The 17,037-nt window shown below is 61.3% G+C and carries 17 protein-coding genes; 6 read left to right on the forward strand and 11 right to left on the reverse strand.

The window, feature by feature from the left end; all coding sequences use genetic code 11:
• Positions 1–61: 61 nt before the first annotated feature.
• The 3 genes from AEQ63_RS25500 (at position 62) to AEQ63_RS25510 (ending at position 2,127) form a co-directional block, all read left to right on the forward strand.
• Entirely contained in the window at positions 62–1,192 is a 1,131-nt protein-coding gene (locus AEQ63_RS25500; RefSeq protein ID WP_064365302.1) for a PepSY-associated TM helix domain-containing protein, read from the forward strand.
• Positions 1,189–1,368: a hypothetical protein gene (locus AEQ63_RS27525; RefSeq protein ID WP_080902439.1), complete on the forward strand. Its 180-nt coding sequence runs from the start codon at positions 1,189–1,191 to the stop codon at positions 1,366–1,368. The genes AEQ63_RS25500 and AEQ63_RS27525 overlap by 4 nt, the downstream gene beginning before the upstream one ends.
• Positions 1,369–1,497: 129 nt before the next feature.
• Complete coding sequence (locus AEQ63_RS25510; RefSeq protein ID WP_064365303.1) at positions 1,498–2,127, forward strand: glutathione S-transferase; 630 nt, start codon at positions 1,498–1,500, stop codon at positions 2,125–2,127.
• A 181-nt stretch (positions 2,128–2,308) separates the two neighbouring features.
• On the opposite strand, the gene creD is transcribed toward AEQ63_RS25510, so the two are convergent.
• The 4 genes from creD to rloA2 form a co-directional block, all read right to left on the reverse strand.
• Positions 2,309–3,676: a cell envelope integrity protein CreD gene (gene creD / locus AEQ63_RS25520; RefSeq protein WP_064365305.1), complete on the reverse strand. Its 1,368-nt coding sequence runs from the start codon at positions 3,674–3,676 to the stop codon at positions 2,309–2,311.
• 232 nt (positions 3,677–3,908) lie between these two features.
• Entirely contained in the window at positions 3,909–5,327 is a 1,419-nt protein-coding gene (gene creC / locus AEQ63_RS25525; RefSeq protein WP_064365306.1) for a two-component system sensor histidine kinase CreC, read from the reverse strand.
• Positions 5,327–6,007, reverse strand: a complete 681-nt coding sequence (gene creB, locus AEQ63_RS25530) for a two-component system response regulator CreB (protein WP_064365307.1) — start codon at positions 6,005–6,007, stop codon at positions 5,327–5,329. Before creB ends, creC begins: the two co-directional genes overlap by 1 nt.
• Positions 6,008–6,076: 69 nt before the next feature.
• Positions 6,077–6,583 carry a retropepsin-like aspartic peptidase RloA2 gene (gene rloA2, locus AEQ63_RS25535; RefSeq protein WP_064365308.1) on the reverse strand — a complete coding sequence of 169 codons (507 nt, stop codon included), beginning with the start codon at positions 6,581–6,583 and terminating at the stop codon, positions 6,077–6,079.
• Between the two features lie 334 nt (positions 6,584–6,917).
• On the opposite strand from rloA2, the gene AEQ63_RS25540 reads away from it, so the two are divergent.
• Positions 6,918–7,805, forward strand: a complete 888-nt coding sequence (locus tag AEQ63_RS25540) for an acyltransferase (RefSeq protein WP_064365309.1) — start codon at positions 6,918–6,920, stop codon at positions 7,803–7,805.
• A gap of 1 nt (position 7,806) precedes the next feature.
• Here the strand turns inward: AEQ63_RS25540 and AEQ63_RS25545 are convergent, their stop codons facing one another.
• On the reverse strand, positions 7,807–8,376 hold the full coding sequence (locus tag AEQ63_RS25545) for a DUF2780 domain-containing protein (RefSeq protein WP_064365310.1): 570 nt from the start codon (positions 8,374–8,376) through the stop codon (positions 7,807–7,809).
• A 221-nt stretch (positions 8,377–8,597) separates the two neighbouring features.
• Between AEQ63_RS25545 and AEQ63_RS25550 the strand changes: the two genes are divergently transcribed.
• A complete protein-coding gene (locus AEQ63_RS25550) occupies positions 8,598–8,852 on the forward strand; it encodes a hypothetical protein (RefSeq protein ID WP_064365311.1) in 255 nt (84 codons plus the stop codon).
• Positions 8,853–8,888: 36 nt separating this feature from the next.
• The gene (locus tag AEQ63_RS25555; protein WP_064365312.1) at positions 8,889–9,101 is read left to right on the forward strand and encodes a cold-shock protein; all 213 of its coding nucleotides are present in this window, start codon (positions 8,889–8,891) and stop codon (positions 9,099–9,101) included.
• 56 nt (positions 9,102–9,157) lie between these two features.
• Here AEQ63_RS25555 and fdhA read toward each other — a convergent pair whose 3' ends face one another.
• The 6 genes from fdhA to AEQ63_RS25585 all read right to left on the reverse strand — a co-directional run bounded on the left by fdhA (position 9,158) and on the right by AEQ63_RS25585 (position 17,026).
• A complete protein-coding gene (fdhA, locus tag AEQ63_RS25560) occupies positions 9,158–10,357 on the reverse strand; it encodes a formaldehyde dehydrogenase, glutathione-independent (RefSeq protein ID WP_016772834.1) in 1,200 nt (399 codons plus the stop codon).
• A 176-nt stretch (positions 10,358–10,533) separates the two neighbouring features.
• Entirely contained in the window at positions 10,534–11,391 is an 858-nt protein-coding gene (gene purU / locus AEQ63_RS25565) for a formyltetrahydrofolate deformylase (RefSeq protein WP_039757644.1), read from the reverse strand.
• A 233-nt stretch (positions 11,392–11,624) separates the two neighbouring features.
• A complete protein-coding gene (locus AEQ63_RS25570) occupies positions 11,625–12,257 on the reverse strand; it encodes a sarcosine oxidase subunit gamma (RefSeq protein WP_016772832.1) in 633 nt (210 codons plus the stop codon).
• A gap of 160 nt (positions 12,258–12,417) precedes the next feature.
• A complete protein-coding gene (locus AEQ63_RS25575; protein ID WP_042606646.1) occupies positions 12,418–15,435 on the reverse strand; it encodes a sarcosine oxidase subunit alpha in 3,018 nt (1,005 codons plus the stop codon).
• Positions 15,432–15,761 (reverse strand): sarcosine oxidase subunit delta, encoded by a 330-nt coding sequence (locus AEQ63_RS25580; RefSeq protein WP_064365313.1) that lies wholly within the window; start codon positions 15,759–15,761, stop codon positions 15,432–15,434. The genes AEQ63_RS25575 and AEQ63_RS25580 overlap by 4 nt, the downstream gene beginning before the upstream one ends.
• A gap of 14 nt (positions 15,762–15,775) precedes the next feature.
• The gene (locus AEQ63_RS25585) at positions 15,776–17,026 is read right to left on the reverse strand and encodes a sarcosine oxidase subunit beta (RefSeq protein ID WP_016772829.1); all 1,251 of its coding nucleotides are present in this window, start codon (positions 17,024–17,026) and stop codon (positions 15,776–15,778) included.
• Positions 17,027–17,037 lie beyond the last annotated feature (11 nt).

A 17,037-nucleotide genomic window follows, 5' to 3' on the forward strand; every position in this document is an offset into this window, starting at 1 on the left:
AACAGGCCCTGTTCCCAGGCCGTCCGCAGCGGGCGGCTTTGGTGTTTTTGAAGGTCATGCAATGAAAAGTAAAACCATCCGCCGCTGGTCGTTCATCCACACCTGGACCAGCCTGATCTGCACGGTGTTTCTACTGATGCTGGCACTGACCGGTCTGCCGCTGATTTTCAGCCACGAGATCGATCATCTGCTGGGCAACGCCCCGGAGCTGCGCGAGATGCCGGCCGACACGCCGCAACTCAACCTGCAGCAACTGGTCGACGCCGCGCAGAAACATCGCCCGGGCGAAGTCATGCAGTACTTCGGCTATGACGACGAGGACCCGAATGCGGCGTTCGCGATCATGGCGAAAACTGCCGACACCGAGCCGAACGCTTCGCACACCTTCATGCTCGACGCACGCACTGGCGAAGCGCTGGAAACCCCGTCGGCCAACGGTGGTTTGATGCTGTTCATCCTGCGCCTGCACGTCGACATGTTTGCCGGGCTGCCGGGCAAGCTGCTGCTGGCGTTCATGGGGCTGCTGTTCGTCGTGGCCATCGTCTCCGGCACGGTGCTGTACCTGCCGTTCATGCGCCGCTTGAAATTCGGCACCGTGCGCCAGGACAAGTCGACCAGGTTGCGCTGGCTCGATCTGCACAATCTGATTGGCGTCGTGACCCTGACCTGGTGCCTGGTGGTGGGCGTGACGGGAGTGATCAGCGCCTGCGCCGATCTGCTGATTGCCGCCTGGCGCAACGACGCACTGACCACCCTGATCGCACCGTATCGCGACGCACCGCCGCTGACGCAACTGGCCCCGGCCACGCGCTTGCTCGACATCGCCGAGCAAGTCGCCCCGGGGATGAAGCCGGATTTCATCGCCTTCCCCGGCACACGCTTTTCCAGCGAGCATCATTACTCGGTGTTCATGAAGGGCGGCACGCACCTGACCTCGCACCTGCTGACACCGGTGCTGATCGATGCCACGACCTTGCAGGTCACCGCCGTGGCCGAACGGCCGTGGTACATGGACGCCATGGGCATGTCGCAGCCACTGCATTTTGGTGACTACGGCGGCATGCCGATGAAGATTCTCTGGGCGACGCTGGATGTGCTGACGATCATCGTTCTGGCCAGTGGTGTGTATCTGTGGGTGGTGCGGCGCAAGGCGACCAGGCCTGTGCTGGAAACGGCGGAGGCCTCGGCATGAAGCCGCGTCAGTCGAGTTTCTGGAAAGTCTTCAGCACGCCGATCGTCATCGCCCTGCTCAGTGCGGCAGGGCTGTTTGCGGCATTGCTGGGGGACGGGATCTGGGATGCGTTGAGCTGGGTCGGGCTTGGTGTGCCCGCGGTTTTGGCCATAAAGGGATTAATGCGGCGAAGCTGAAATCCTTGTAGGAGCTGCGGAACGCTGCGATCTTTTGCTTTCAAAAGCAGAATCAAGATCAAAAGATCGCAGCGTTCCGCAGCTCCTACGGCTAATCTCCTGCTCTTCGCCGACCACCGAGGTTCATCCATGTCCGCCCCCAGCATGACCCTGTACCACAACATCCTGTCGCCCTTCGTCCGCAAGGTCATGGTGCTGCTGCACGAAACCGGTCAACAGGATCGTGTCGCGCTGCAGGACTGTGTGCTCAGCCCGGTCAGCCCGAACACGGCGCTGATCGCCGACAACCCGTTGAGCAAAATCCCCGCCCTGCGCCTGGCCGACGGCAATGTCATCCATGACAGCCGCGTCATCCTTGAGTACCTCGACCAGCAGCATGTCGGCAATCCGCTGATCCCCCGCGAAGGCGCGGCGCGCTGGCGGCGGTTGACCCTGGCGTCGATGGCCGACGGCATCATGGATGCCTCGGTGATGGTGCGTTATGAAACCGTCCTGCGCCCGGTGGAAAAACACTGGGACGAATGGCTCGACGCCCAGCGCGACAAGATCCGCCGCGCCCTCGCCGTACTGGAGAGCGAGGCGATTGCCGAGCTGACCAGCCATTTCGATGTTGCGGCGATCAGCGTGGCCTGCGCATTGGGCTATCTGGACCTGCGCTTCCCGGACATGGACTGGCGCGCGGCCAACCCGCAACTGGCCAACTGGTATTTCGAAGTGAGTCAGCGGCCGTCCATGCTGGCGACAACGCCCAAGCCTTAAAGCTGCGCTGCCTGTTCCGGCCTCTTCGCGAGCAGGCTCGCTCCCACAGGATGGATGCCATACCCGAATCCCTTGTGGGAGCGAGCCTGCTCGCGAATGCACCACCTCGGTTCTGGCGGCAGCGCTGCAAAAATCAGCGTCAGCAACACCGCTACTTCCCTGCGCTCAGCTCTCAACCCGCTCATCGCATCGCCTCCACATCAAACTCCAGCGGCTTGGCCGACTTCGCGCCAATCCCGTACCAGTCCAGTTTGCGCGTCAGCACCATGAACACCCCGAGCAGACCGAACAGCATCAGCGAGCCCATCAGCAGCGCGTAATCCTCGGCGCTGAGCAAGCCGTACAACAGGCCATACAACGCCGCCAGCCCGGCCGAAAAACTCAATCCATGCCGCGCACTGCGCAACACGTGGCTGACGTAGAAACCGATCAACAGCACGCAGCCACTGGCCGACAACAGATACGCCAGAGCAAAACCGATGTGTTCCGACAGCGACAACAGCAGCAGGTAAAAGAACGCCAGTGCGACACCGACCAAGGCATATTGCACCGGGTGCACCGCCAGGCTCTTGAGCACTTCGAAGAGGAAGAAACCGGCGAAGGTCAGGACGATGAACAACAGCGCGTATTTGATCGCCCGATCGCTTTTGAGGTACTGATCCACCGGATCGATGAAACTGACGCCGAAGCTGCGCCCGTTGAGTGCGTCACAGTCGCCAGCGACACAACGCTCCATTGCCTCTTGCAGGTTGGTGGAGAAGAACGAGGTCTGCCAATCGGCGCTGAACCCCTGATCGTTGATCTCGCGCTTGGCCGGCAGGAAGTTGCCGACGAAGCTGGGGTGCGGCCAATTGGCAGCGAGGCTGACGCTGCTGGTCTTGCCCACCGGCACCACGCGCAGCGAACCGGTGCCTTGCAGGCGCAGGTCGAAGCCGAATGTCAGCTGCGTGGCTTTACTGGCGTCGAGGTCCGGGAGGGTCACATGCACGCCCTCACCAATCCAGGCCACTTCGCTGCCGGGCACGAAATCCAGCTGCTGACCGGCGAGCTCGAGTTTCAGCGCGTTTTCGATGCCGCGAATGTCGCTGATACCGACGGCGAGGAACGGTGCGTCGAATTGATAATCGGCAAAATTCTCCTTGATGCCCAACTGTGCCGGCAGGGAAAAATGCCCGTCGATGCGGTTCTCCGCGTGGAACAGCCGCGCCTCGTAAATCCCACGTTTGCGCAGCTCGGTCTGCACCTGGCCGTCGAGTTCGAAGCGCTCCGGCAGAAAGTACAGACGCCCGCGCACCTCGCTGATGTCCTCGTAGCGCTTGTTGGTTTTTTCGTTGGTCTTCCAGGTGCGCACAATCTTGCGATAGGGCACCACCATCACCGGCCCGGTCAGTTGCTGGCTGTAACTGGAACTGCGGGCGATGTCTTCGAGCACACCGTCGCGCAGTTGCTGACGCTCATCGATGATGCCGTCGATCATCAGCAACGGGATCAGCAACAGCAGGATCAGCAAGGCAATCGCGCCGAGCTTGATGGTCAGATTCTTGTTCATGGGACTCTCCCTGTTTGGATGGGAGGAGTCTGGTGATGCGGTGTGGAGGGAATGTGTGGGGAATATGGAGATTGTGTGGAAACACCTGCCCTGTGGCGAGGGAGCTTGCTCCCGCTCGGCGACGCAGTCGTCGCAACCGGTGTCGGTAATACACCGGAATAAACCGCGGTGTATGGATTGGGGGCTGCTTCGCAGCCCAGCGGGAGCAAGCTCCCTCGCCACATGGATCAGTTCAAGGCAGGCGCAACGCTACCTCAACGCCATTTTCGACATTGCCAATGCGCATCACCCCGCCATGCAACTTGACCACTTCCTCAACGAAGTTCAGCCCCAACCCGGTGCTCTTGCGCCCGCTGTCCGGGCGCGGCAGCGAGTAAAAACGCTCGGTCAATCGCGGCAAGGCGTAATCGGGAATCGCCGTGGTCTGGTTGAACAGGCGAAACTCGATCTGCTCGCCAACCCGCTCGGCACTCAAGCGCAACAGGCCCTGCGTCGGGGTGAAATCCAGTGCGTTTTCCAGCAGGTTGCCCAAGGCCTGACGCAGCAGAAACGGCTCGCCAATCAGCAGCAGTTCCTCGCCGATCGTTTGCTCGATACGCAGGTGCTTGCCCTCGATTCGCGCCGCCTGCGCCTTGAGCAGTTCTGCGACCAACAGCGCCAGCGGCACTGCCACCCGTTCCTCCAGCCCTTGGCGCTGTTCGACCTGCGCCAGATTGAGCAGGCGCTCGATCAACTGCTGCATTCGCGCGCTTTCGCTGTCGATGTTGGCGACAAAACGCAAACGCTGGACGGGCGGCATATCACTTTGCAGCAACTCCGCCGCACCTCGAATCGCCGCCAGCGGACTTTTCAATTCATGGGTCAGGGTGTGCACATAGCGCTCGACGTAGGCCTTGCCTTCGAGCTGCGTGCGCATCTGCTCGACCGCCATCGCCAATTGCTCCAGTTCGCCGCCGCGATAGTGCGGCACTTCCACGCGTCGGCCTTCGCTCACCGCCTGGGCATAACCGGTCAACCGGTGCAGCGCACGACTCAGCCACCACGACAGCAACGCACCGAACAGCAGACCGAGGCCGATCAGCCCGGCGCCGTAAAACAGCAAGCGCCGCTCGGTGCGATCGACATAGGGCTGCAGCGAGCTGTTGGGCTTGGCCACGGTAACCACGCCGATGATCTTGCCGTTGTCACGGATCGGCGCGCCGACGTGCATCACCGAGGAATTCGCGTCGTCAGGATCGCTCCGGCTGGAGCGCGCGCCGTACTCGCCGCGCAGGGTCAGGTAGACGTCGTTCCAGCGCGAATAATCCTGGCCGACGGCGACGCCGCTGGAGTCGAGCACGACGATGCCTTTGGCGTCGGTAACGTAGATGCGATGGTTGACCTGATTCTTCGGCAAGCCCCAGATCGTCGCTTGCGGCTGGCGCTCGCCATAGGCGCGGAGCAGTTGCGGCCAGCGGTTCTCGCTGAGGGTGCCGGCCTTGAAATCGTCACGGAGGATTTCCGCCATCAGGTTGGCGGTATCCACCAGCGTCTCTTCGGTGGACTGACGCACGCCGGGGCGGATTTCTTCCATCACGGTGTTAAGGACGAAATAACCGGTCAGACCGACAAACAGCACGTACACCAGAAAGATCCGCAGGCCCAACGACATCAGCTGTGCACCGGGCTGTAGCTGTAACCGAGGCCGCGATGGGTCTGGATCGGCTCAGCCTCGGCACGGACCAGACGCAACTTGGCACGAACGCTTTTGATGTGGCTGTCGATGCTGCGCTCGTAACCGGCATCAGCGGCCACGCCCAGTGCATCGAGCAATTGCTCTCGGCTGAACACGCGTTCGGGTTGTTCGAGCAGGCATTGCAGCAGACGGAATTCATGGCGGGTGAGGCTCAGCGGCTGGCCGCGATAGCTGATCTGCACGCGTTCGGGATCGATGCGAAACAGCGTTGCGCCTGCTTCCGGGGTCGGGCGCGGCGCCATGCGCTTGAGGATGGCTTTGACCCGCGCCGCCACTTCACGCGGGCTGAACGGTTTGACGACGTAATCGTCGGCGCCGATCTCGAGGCCGACCACACGGTCGATCTCGGCATCGCGGGCGCTGAGAAACAGCACCGGCACTTCAGTGAAGCGCCGCAGCTGCTTGCAGGTTTCGAAGCCGCTGATGTCCGGCAGGCCGATATCGAGAATGATCAGGTCGGCCGGGGTCTGCCGCTGATGCTCCAGCGCCGCCGCGCCGAGGCTCAGCCACGTGGTGGTGAAGCCCTCGCCCTGCAAGGCAAAAATCAGCGTGTCGGCAATCGCCGCTTCGTCTTCGACAATCAGGATGTGCGGCATGGCGTCCGAGCCCGTGGCAGGTAATGCGCGAACGGTGCCCCAAGCCCGGGGTTACGTCAATCAGACCACTCAGCAGTCAGGCTTGTCGGCGGTGTAACGCCGCGCCGGATTGACCGCCGCGCCGAACTCGCGCAAGGCCTTGGCGCCGATCAGCAGCGGGTAGTTGAAGTAGCTGCGGTCGGTCAGGTTGACCTCGACGGTGCGTTTGACGTTGCCCAGGCGCAGTTCCAGATCGACCACCGGGCGCTTGGCGACATCGCTGGCGTCGCGCTCGTCATCGTCCTCGTCGGAACGGCTTTTGATCTTGCTGATGCGCGCGACCTTGTGTTCGAAAACCTTGTTGCTGGCGTCCTTGGTGGCGAGACGGAAACGCACCCAGTCTTCGCCATCGCGGGTGAAGGTCTCGATGTCCTTGGCCGACAGCGAGGCGGTCAGCGCACCGGGGTCCATCTTGGCCTTGAGTACTTCGCCGCCGATTTCCGGCAGCGCGATGTATTCGTAGCGACCGTACAGCGTCGGTTCGGCAGCCATGACCGGCAGCGCGACGAGGGCAAACAGAGCAAGGAGGGATTTCACGTAAGGGGCTTCCTGAAAGAGTGGGCTCAGCGCCAGATTCTAGACCGCGCAAATGTGCGGAAGTTGGAGTAGCGCCAACCTCTGTGGCGAGGGAGCTTGCTCCCGCTCGGCGACGCAGTCGTCGTAAAGCCTGATTTGCGACTCTACTGGCACACCGAAGCGCATGTGCCTGGGGCTGCTTCGCAGCCCAGCGGGAGCAGGCTCCCTCGCCACAGGGTTGCGCATCAGCGCTGAAGACTAACGCTTTAAAAGTGAAACATTCGTCAGCGCCGATTTGGCCTGTCGCGCGAAGCTGCTTATCATGGCCCGCCCCTGCCACTTCATAGAGTTGCTTATGCGCCGCCTGCTCACCGGCTGTTTGGTCACCCTGCTGTTGTTGCTCAACACCCTGATTCTGATCGGGCCGTTGATGGTGTTTGCCCTGCTCAAGCTGATCGCGCCCGGGCGCTGGCGTGATTACGCGTCGTGGGCGGTGATGTGGATTGCCGAGACCTGGGCCGAGATCGACAAGCTGATCTTCCGGCTGTGCATCCCGACCCAGTGGGACATTCGCGGCGGCGACGATCTGCGCCGCGACACGTCATATCTGGTGGTCAGCAACCATCAATCCTGGGTCGACATTCCGGCGCTGATCCAGACCCTCAACCGGCGCACGCCGTTTTTCAAGTTCTTCCTCAAGAAAGAGCTGATTTGGGTGCCGTTTCTCGGCCTGGCGTGGTGGGCGCTGGATTACCCGTTCATGAAGCGCTACACCAAGGCCTTTCTAGCGAAGAACCCGGAACTGGCAGGCAAGGATCTGGAAATCACCAAAGCCGCTTGCGAGCTGTTCAAGCGCCAGCCAGTGACGGTGGTGAATTATCTCGAAGGCACCCGCTACACCCTGGCCAAAAGCACCCAGCAGGACTCACCGTTCAGCCACCTGCTCAAACCCAAGGCCGGCGGTGTGGCGTTCGTGCTGGCGGCGATGGGCGAACAGCTCGACGCGATGCTCGACGTGACGGTGGTGTATCCGCAGGAGAAGATTCCGGGCTTCTGGGACCTGATCAGCGGCAACGTGCCGCGGGTGATCATCGACATCAAGACCCGCGAACTCGACCCGGGGCTGTGGCAGGGCGATTACGAGAAAGATCCGGCGTTCCGCCAGCGCGTCCAGAACTGGGTCAACCAGCTCTGGACCGAGAAGGATCAGCGCATCGTCGCGTTGCGCAACGAGCGCCGCTGACTCAACTGCCGGTGCCGGTGCCGGTGCCGGTGCCCCAGATGTTGCCGAGGCTGCTCAACAGCGAACCGCCGACGCCCTGCTGACCGAGGTATTGCAGGATCACCGGGGCAAACTGGCCGATCATGCCGCTGTCCATGCCCAGCGCGCTGAACGCGTTGTTCAGGTCGTTGCTGTCTTTGACATTGCCCAGCGCATTTTCCAGGCCAGCGGACTTGCCGGACGAACCGAGCAACGCCCCGAGCGCCGCCAGATTGCCGCTGCCACCGGACAATTTGTCGATGCCCGGCACTTCCTTGGCCAGTTGCGAATAGTCGGTGCTGCTCAACTGATTCTTCGCCAGCCCGAGCATCGCGCTAGTGCCGCCTACGGCCTGCTCCGGCGTGACATCCAGCGCACTGAGGGCGCTGAGCAAACCGGCGGTCTCCGAGGTCGGCGCCGCAGCGGCCGCCTTGTCACCACCCTCCATCCCCGCTACCGCACCGGCGACGTCATTCAGACTGAAACCGGCAAACACCGGCCCGGCGGCCAGGGTCAGGAGCGATGCCAGGGCAATACCGCGTGAAATCTTCATTCAGACATCCTCTTGGGAAAAGCTGCCACCGGACAACGGCGACGAAACTGGCGTTTTGACCGGGAATCCGGTGGCATGTTCCGGTCATTCCAATTCGAAATCGGAACAATTCAAAAACGTTTCTAAAAACTGTCAAACCTGACAGTTACCGGCTCAATTCAAGTTGATTACATTGAATTCGAGACAAGTTTGCCGCGGATCATTTCGAGGGAGGTGCTGCGATGGAGAAGCGATTGTCAGACCGCGACGACTCGATCATCCCGCCGGTGAGGGAACCGTCGGAGGACGCTGCAAAGGAGGTGATTGCTCAACCCTCATCAATCATCTTTTGCATTGATCCTGACGATCCCATCATTGGAAAAATCAGGGCCGGACGAAGGGTCAGTTATGAAGTGATGAAAAGCGATACAGGGCAGCAATACGCAATCAACGTTCGACTGGTTCGCGACAAAAGTACAGGTAAATCCTGGTCGTGAACCCTTGGTTTTGAACAGCAAACAGGAAGCATGGACATGTCAGACAGACAAAGCGGTACCGTAAAGTGGTTTAACGATGAAAAAGGTTTTGGCTTTATTACCCCTCAGAACGGGGGGGATGATCTTTTCGTCCATTTCAAAGCCATTCAATCGGATGGATATAAAAGCTTGAAAGAAGGGCAGACTGTGACCTTCGTCGCTGCTAAGGGACAGAAGGGCATGCAAGCGGAAGAAGTTCAGGTCGTATAGAAAACCGTTCGATAAAAAACGGCGCCTAATGGCGCCGTTCTCGTACTGCGTAAACCCTACGCGGCACTAAACAACTTATGCGGATCAATCACAAACTTCTTCGGCACGCCGGCATCGAACTCGCCATAACCTTCCGGCGCCTGATCAAGGCTGATGACCTGCACGCCAACCACTTCGGCGATGTTGATGCGATCCCACATGATCGCCTGCATCAGTTGGCGGTTGTACTTCATCACTGGGGTCTGACCAGTGTGGAAGCTGTGGGACTTGGCCCAGCCCAGGCCGAAGCGGATGCTCAGGCTGCCCATTTTTGCCGCGGCGTCGACGGCGCCCGGATCTTCGGTGACGTACAGGCCCGGGATGCCGATCTTGCCGGCAACGCGCACCACGCCCATCAGTGAGTTGAGCACCGTAGCCGGGGCTTCGGCCTTGACGCCATCGTGGCCGTGGCCGCGGGCTTCGAAACCGACGCAGTCCACCGCGCAGTCGACTTCAGGTTCGCCCAGCAGTGCGGCGATCTGTTCGTGCAGCGGGGTGTCCTTGGACAGGTCGACGACTTCAAAGCCCTGGGCCTTGGCGTGGGCCAGGCGGATGGTGTTGACGTCGCCGACGATCACCACCGCCGCACCGAGCAAACGTGCAGAAGCCGCAGCGGCCAGACCGACCGGACCGGCGCCGGCGATGTAAACGCTGCTGCCCGGGCCGACGCCGGCAGTGACCGCGCCGTGGTAACCGGTCGGGAGGATGTCGGAGAGGCAGGTCAGGTCACGGATTTTCTCCATGGCCTTATCGCGGTCCGGCAGTTTCAGCAGGTTGAAGTCGGCGTACGGCACCAGCACGTATTCAGCCTGGCCGCCGGTCCAGTCGCCCATGTCGACGTAGCCGTATGCGCCGCCGGCACGGGCCGGGTTGACGGTAAGGCAGACACCGGTATGTTGCTCTTTGCAGGAACGGCAGCGCCCGCAAGCCACGTTGAACGGAACGGAGACCAGGTCGCCGATCTTCAGGTTCTCGACGTCAGAGCCCTTTTCGATCACCTCACCGGTGATCTCGTGACCCAGCACCAGACCGGTCTGCGCCGTGGTCCGGCCGCGCACCATGTGCTGGTCGGAGCCGCAGATGTTGGTGGAAACCACTTTGAGAATGACCCCGTGCTCGATCTTGCGACCGCGCGGGTCCTGCATTTTCGGGTAGTCGATTTTCTGTACTTCGACCTTGCCAGCGCCGAGATACACCACACCACGATTGCCAGACATGCTTTCACCTCGCTGTTGTTTTTATGGAACTGCGCTGCCCAGACAGGCAGCGCGTTAAGTGCTCGGGTTACTGCTTGTTGGTTTTGCGTTGTTTGTTATGGCCCTATCGCGAGCAGGCTCACTCCTACATTGGAATGCGTACCCCTTGTAGGAGTGAGCCTGCTCGCGATAGCTATCTAAAGAACGACCGTACGATTGGCGTTGAGGAACACCCTTCTTTCAATGTGATACCCAACCGCCCGCGCCAGTGTCAGGCCTTCGATATCGCGCCCCTTGGCAATCAGATCCTCAGGGTAATGACTGTGGTCCACCGCCTCGACACCCTGGGCAATGATCGGCCCTTCATCGAGGTCGTTGTTGATGTAGTGCGCCGTTGCGCCAACCAGTTTCACGCCCTTGTTGTAAGCCTGGTGATAAGGCTTGGCGCCCTTGAAGCCCGGCAGCAGCGAGTGATGAATGTTGATCGCCTTGCCGTCGAGCTTGCGGCACAGCTCGGGCGACAGCACCTGCATGTAGCGGGCGAGGATCACCAGTTCGGCACCGGCCTCTTCGATCACCTGCCAGACCTGACGCTCCTGCGCCGGTTTGTCATTGGGGTCGAGAGGGAAATGGTAGTAGGGAATCTGGTGCCAGTCGGCCAACGGCTTGAGATCCGGATGGTTGGACACCACCGCCGCCACATCCATCGACAACTGGCCGATGCGCTGGCGGTAGAGCAAGTCATTGAGGCAGTGATCGGCCTTGGAGACCATGATCACCACTTTCGGCCGGTAGTTCGGCGCGGTCAGCTCGAAGAGCATGCCGAACGCCTGCCCGCGTTCGGCCAGGCCTGCGCGGAAAGATTGCTCGTCAAAACCGTCCGGCTGGCGGAATTCCACGCGAATGAAGAAGCGCCCGGAGAGGCGATCATCGAACGAGTGGTGCTCGGTGACGTAACAGCCCTGCTCGAACAGAAAACGCGTCACCGCGTCCACCGTGCCGAGGACGCTGGGGCAGTCGGCGGTCAGAATCCATGTGTCTGGGGCGCGGCTCATGGTGCGGTGACTCCTGTTCGTTGTGCGGGGTGTCAGGGTTTTCCCCTCACCCTAGCCCCTCCCAGAGGGAGAGGGGACTGACCGTGGTGCTCTTTCGAGCTACGCCGACCTGAAATATCGCGGGTGAATATAGATCACAAAAACACCCGAGATCGGCTCCCTTTCCCCCTCGCCCCCTTGGGGGCGGTCCGACGTTTCGGGAGGGCTGGGGTGAGGGGGTAGCTCTTGATCTTTCAGGCCTGGACGCTGAGGCCGTACTCGGCCGAAGCATCCTGCAACCACAACCACCAGTAATCCGAGAAGCTGCGACGGATCAGCAGCTCCCAGGTGTCTTCAGCGGTATGACGAATCATCAGCTGCGACTTGGCGAACACCGTGCCCACCGCTTTACCGACCGGGAAGTTGTTCGGGTGCACGTCGTAGCTGGTGGATTTCATCAGCACCTGTCGCACGTTCGGCCCGCTCAGTTCGAGGATCTGCTGGCCGCCGCTGACGTTGACGATGGCAATGTGCAGATCGCCCAGTGCTTCACGCAGTTTCTGCTCGGCGGCGAATTCTTCACCGCTCGGGACGATCAGCAACCACTCGTCCGGGCCCATCCATTGCAGGCTGGTTTCGCCTTTGACGATCACGCTCAGAGCGCCGGGCAATTCAATGCCCAGCGCCTTGTGCACACCGGCAGCGAACGCTGCATCGTGACCATCGCCACGAATGGTCAGGTGGCCGAGGAGTTTCTTTTCCCGCACGATCACACCGGCGTTCTTGCGGCCCTTGCCGACCAGGCTGGCGAGGTCGGCATGGTGCAGCGACGACTCGGCACGGGCACCGGTGGTCGGGCGTTGTTGGTACACGTTGGCTGTGGTCATAAAGCACCTTTGCTGAATTCTGACTTGAGCCCTGTGTAGGCAGATCTACCGCTATCGCGAGCAGGCTCACTCCTACAAGGGGTACGCGATCACCTGTAGGAGTGAGCCTGCTCGCGATGAAGTCACCGCGGTGCGACTGCACTCCCCAGGAGCCGAACCATCAAATATTCTGGCGATCACCCTTCGGATCGAAGAACACCGAAGAAACGATTTCCGCCTCGATCACGCTGCCATCGGCCAGCGGTGCGAACACCCGCTCGCCCATGCGCTTGAGACCGCCCTTGACCACACCCATGGCAAACGAATAACCGAGGGAGTTGTGTGCGTAGCTCGAGGTGACGTGGCCGACCATGGTCATCGGGATCGCCTGCTTGGTGTTGAACACCAGTTGCGCACCTTCCGGCAGCCATTTGGTCGGATCGACCGGCTTGAGGCCCACCAGCTGCTTGCGCTGATCCTTGACGCAATCTTCGCGGTTCATGCCGCGCTGGCCGATCCACGAGAACGGTTTGGTGCGACCAACACACCAGCCCATGTTCAGGTCGTCCGGGGTCATCGACCCGTCGGTGTCCTGACCGACGATGATGAAACCCTTCTCGGCCCGCAGCACGTGCATGGTTTCGGTGCCGTACGGGGTCAGGTTGTACTGCTTGCCGGCCTCGACGATTTTCTCCAGCACGCCCATCGCGTAGTCGGCCTGCACGTTGACTTCGTAAGACAGCTCACCGGTAAACGAGATACGAAACACCCGTGCCGGCACGTCGCCGACCAGACCTTCTTTCCAGGTCATGAACGGGAACGCTTCGTTGCTCAGATCAATGTCAGTCACGGCGCTGAGCAGCTTGCGGCTGTTCGGCCCGGACAAAGTCATGGTCGCCCAGTGGTCGGTCACCGAAGTGAAGTACACCTTCAGGTCCGGCCATTCGGTCTGGTGATACAGCTCCAGCCACTGCAGTACGCGCGCGGCGCCGCCGGTGGTGGTGGTCATGACGAAATGGTTGTCGGCCAGACACGCGGTCACACCGTCGTCGAAGACCATGCCGTCTTCCTTGCACATCAGACCGTAGCGAGCCTTGCCCACGTCGAGCTTGGTCCAGGCGTTGGTGTACACGCGGTTGAGGAACTCGCGGGCATCCGGGCCTTGAATGTCGATCTTGCCGAGGGTCGAGGCGTCGAGCAGGCCGACGCTGTCGCGCACGGCTTTGCATTCACGCTTGACCGCCGCGTGCAGGTCTTCGCCGTTTTTCGGGAAGTACCACGGACGCTTCCACTGACCGACGTCTTCGAATTCGGCGCCGTTCTTCACATGCCAGGCATGCAGCGCGGTGTAGCGCACCGGTTCGAAGATGTGCCCACAGTGCCGACCGGCCACGGCGCCGAAGGTCACCGGCGTGTAGTTCGGGCGGAACATGGTGGTGCCCATCTGCGGGATGGTCACGTTCAGCGAACGGGCGGCAATGGCCAGGCCGTTGACGTTGCCGAGCTTGCCCTGATCGGTGCCGAAGCCCAGCGCGGTGTAGCGTTTGACGTGCTCGACCGACTCGAAACCTTCGCGGGTCGCCAGTTCGATGCCACCGGCGGTGACGTCGTTCTGGAAGTCGACGAATTGCTTCGGTGCACGCGCCGAGTTCTTCTCGTGCGGCACCTGGAACAGCGCCAGGGTTGGCTCTTCGAGACGGCTCAGGGCTTTCGGCAACACGCCTTCGACGGTCTGGAAACCGGCTTCGGCGGCAGCGCGCACGCCACCTTCGAAACCGTCGGCCAGCGAATCGCCGAGCGCGTAGACGCCGTTGATACCACCGACGCACACGCGTTTCTGCGGTGCTTCACCCGGTACGAAACCGAGAATGTCTTCACGCCAGACCGGTTTGCCGCCGAGGTGCGAAGCCAGGTGAACCACAGGGCTGTAACCGCCTGAACTGGCAACCAGGTCGCAGTCGAGCCATTCGCCCGGGCTGGTCACGGCGTGTGCCTTGACGTCAATCGCGGCGACGCGGGCAGCGGTCACACGCTTGCTGCCACGCACTTCGATGACGGCGCTGCCGGTGAGGATGCGAATGCCTTTGGCGCGCGCCTCTTCGACCAATGCACCGCGCGGATTGCTGCGTGCATCAGCGATGGCGACCACTTGCAGACTGGCATCGAGCCAATCCAGAGCGACGCGATAGGCGTGATCGTTGTTGGTGCTGAGGACAAGTTTTTTGCCCGGTGCGACGCCGTAGCGACGCACGTAAGTCGACACCGCGCCGGCGAGCATGTTGCCCGGCACATCGTTGTTGCCATAGACCAGCGGACGCTCGTGGGCGCCGGTCGCCAGTACCACACGCTTGGCGCGGACGCGGTGGATGCGCTGACGCACCTGACCGATCGGCGCGCGGTCGCCGAGGTGATCGGTAAGGCGTTCGTGAATGGTCAGGAAGTTGTGGTCGTGGTAACCGTTGACCGTGGCGCGAGGCAACAGCAGCACGTCCGGGGTGTTCTTCAATTCAGCGATGACACTGGCGACCCACTCCATCGCCGGTTTGCCGTCGAGACTTTCGCGGGAATCGAGCAGGCTGCCGCCGAACTCTTCCTGCTCATCGGCAAGAATCACACGAGCACCGCTGCGCGCAGCGGCCAGGGCAGCGGCGAGACCGGCCGGGCCGGCGCCGACAATCAGCACGTCGCAGTGCTGGTTCATGTAGTCGTAGGTGTCCGGATCGTTCTCGGTCGGCGAACGGCCGAGACCGGCAGCCTTGCGGATGTATTTCTCGTAAGTCATCCAGAACGACTGGGGATACATAAAGGTTTTGTAGTAGAAACCCGGCGGCATCAGCTTGCCGCCGACCTTGCCGAGAATGCCCATCATGTCGTTGTTGACGCTCGGCCAGCCGTTGGTGCTGGTGGCAACGAGGCCCTGATACAACGCCTGTTGCGTGGCGCGCACGTTGGGAATCTGCGTGGCTTCAGTGGCACCGATCTGCAGCACCGCGTTCGGCTCTTCGGAACCGGCGGCAAAGATGCCGCGAGGGCGCGAATACTTGAAGCTGCGGCCGATGATGTCGACGCCGTTGGCGATCAGGGCAGCAGCCAGCGAGTCGCCTTCATAGCCTTTGTAGGTCTGGCCGTTGAAGGTGAAGCTCAGCACTTTGTTGCGGTCGATCCGTCCACCGTTGGACAGGCGATTGGTCTGGCTCATACCTTCTCTCCCAGCGCCGTCGAGGCTGTTTTCGCAGTGCCAGCCTTGTCGGTGAATTGCGGCTTCTCGCCGATCTTGTAGCTCTCGAGAATCTCGTAGGTCACGGTATCGCGAGTGACGTTGAAGTACTGGCGGCAACCGGCAACGTGGTCCCACAGCTCATGGTGCAGACCACGCGGGTTATCACGAAAGAACATGTAGTCGCCCCACTCTTCATCGGTGCAGGCGTTCGGATCCAGCGGCCGCGGGATGTGGGCCTGGCCGGATGCGTGGAATTCCTCTTCGGAGCGCAGTTCGCCGCAGTGAGGACAGAAGATGTGCAACATAGGGATTTCTCCTGTTAGTGGGCGACGGCAGCAGCGCCGTGTTCGTCGATGAGCGCGCCGTTGTGGAAACGGTCGATGGAAAACGGTGCGGCCAGCGGGTGCATTTCACCCTTGGCCAGACTCGCGGCAAACACGTTGCCCGAACCCGGTGTGGCCTTGAAGCCACCGGTGCCCCAACCGCAGTTGAAGAACATGTTCGGCACCGGCGTTTTCGAGATGATCGGGCAGGCGTCCGGGGTGGTGTCGACGATGCCGCCCCACTGGCGGTTCATGCGAACGCGGGACAACACCGGGAACATCTCGACGATGGCCTGAATGGTGTGTTCGATCACCGGATACGAGCCACGCTGGCCATAACCGTTGTAGCCGTCGATACCGGCGCCGATCACCAGGTCGCCCTTGTCGGACTGGCTGATGTAACCGTGCACGGCGTTGGACATGATCACGCTGTCGATAATCGGCTTGATCGGCTCGGACACCAGCGCTTGCAGCGGGTGAGATTCGATCGGCAGACGGAATCCGGCAAGCTTGGCCATGTGCCCGGAGTTACCGGCAGTGACCACACCGACGCGCTTGGCGCCAATGAAACCCTTGTTGGTTTCAACGCCGATGCACACGCCGTTTTCCTTGCGGAAACCGATCACTTCGGTCTGCTGGATCAGGTCCACACCGAGGGCATCGGCGGCACGCGCGAAGCCCCAGGCCACGGCATCGTGACGTGCGACGCCGCCGCGACGCTGAACAGTTGCACCCATGATCGGATAGCGGGTGTTTTTCGAGCAGTCGAGGTACGGAATTTCGTCAGCGACCTGTTTGGCGTCGAGCAGTTCGCCATCGACGCCGTTGAGGCGGTTGGCGCTGACCCGACGTTCGGAATCACGGATGTCCTGCAGGGTGTGGCACAGGTTGTAGACGCCGCGCTGGGAGAACATCACGTTGTAGTTGAGATCCTGCGACAGGCCTTCCCACAATTTCATCGCGTGTTCGTAGAGGTGCGCCGACTCGTCCCACAGGTAGTTGGAGCGCACGATGGTGGTGTTGCGCGCGGTGTTACCACCGCCCAGCCAGCCCTTCTCGACCACGGCGACATTGGTGATGCCGTGCTCCTTGGCCAGGTAGTAGGCCGTCGCCAGGCCGTGCCCGCCGCCGCCGACAATGACCACGTCATAGACTTTTTTCGGCGTGGGCGTGCGCCACATGCGCTGCCAGTTTTCGTGGTGGCTGAGCGAGTGTTTGAACAGGCCGAAGCCGGAATAGCGTTGCATAGTCATTACTC

Origin of the sequence: Pseudomonas sp. RIT-PI-o (genome assembly GCF_001297215.1) — a bacterium.
In the GTDB taxonomy this organism is placed as follows: Bacteria; Pseudomonadota; Gammaproteobacteria; order Pseudomonadales; family Pseudomonadaceae; genus Aquipseudomonas; species Aquipseudomonas moraviensis_A.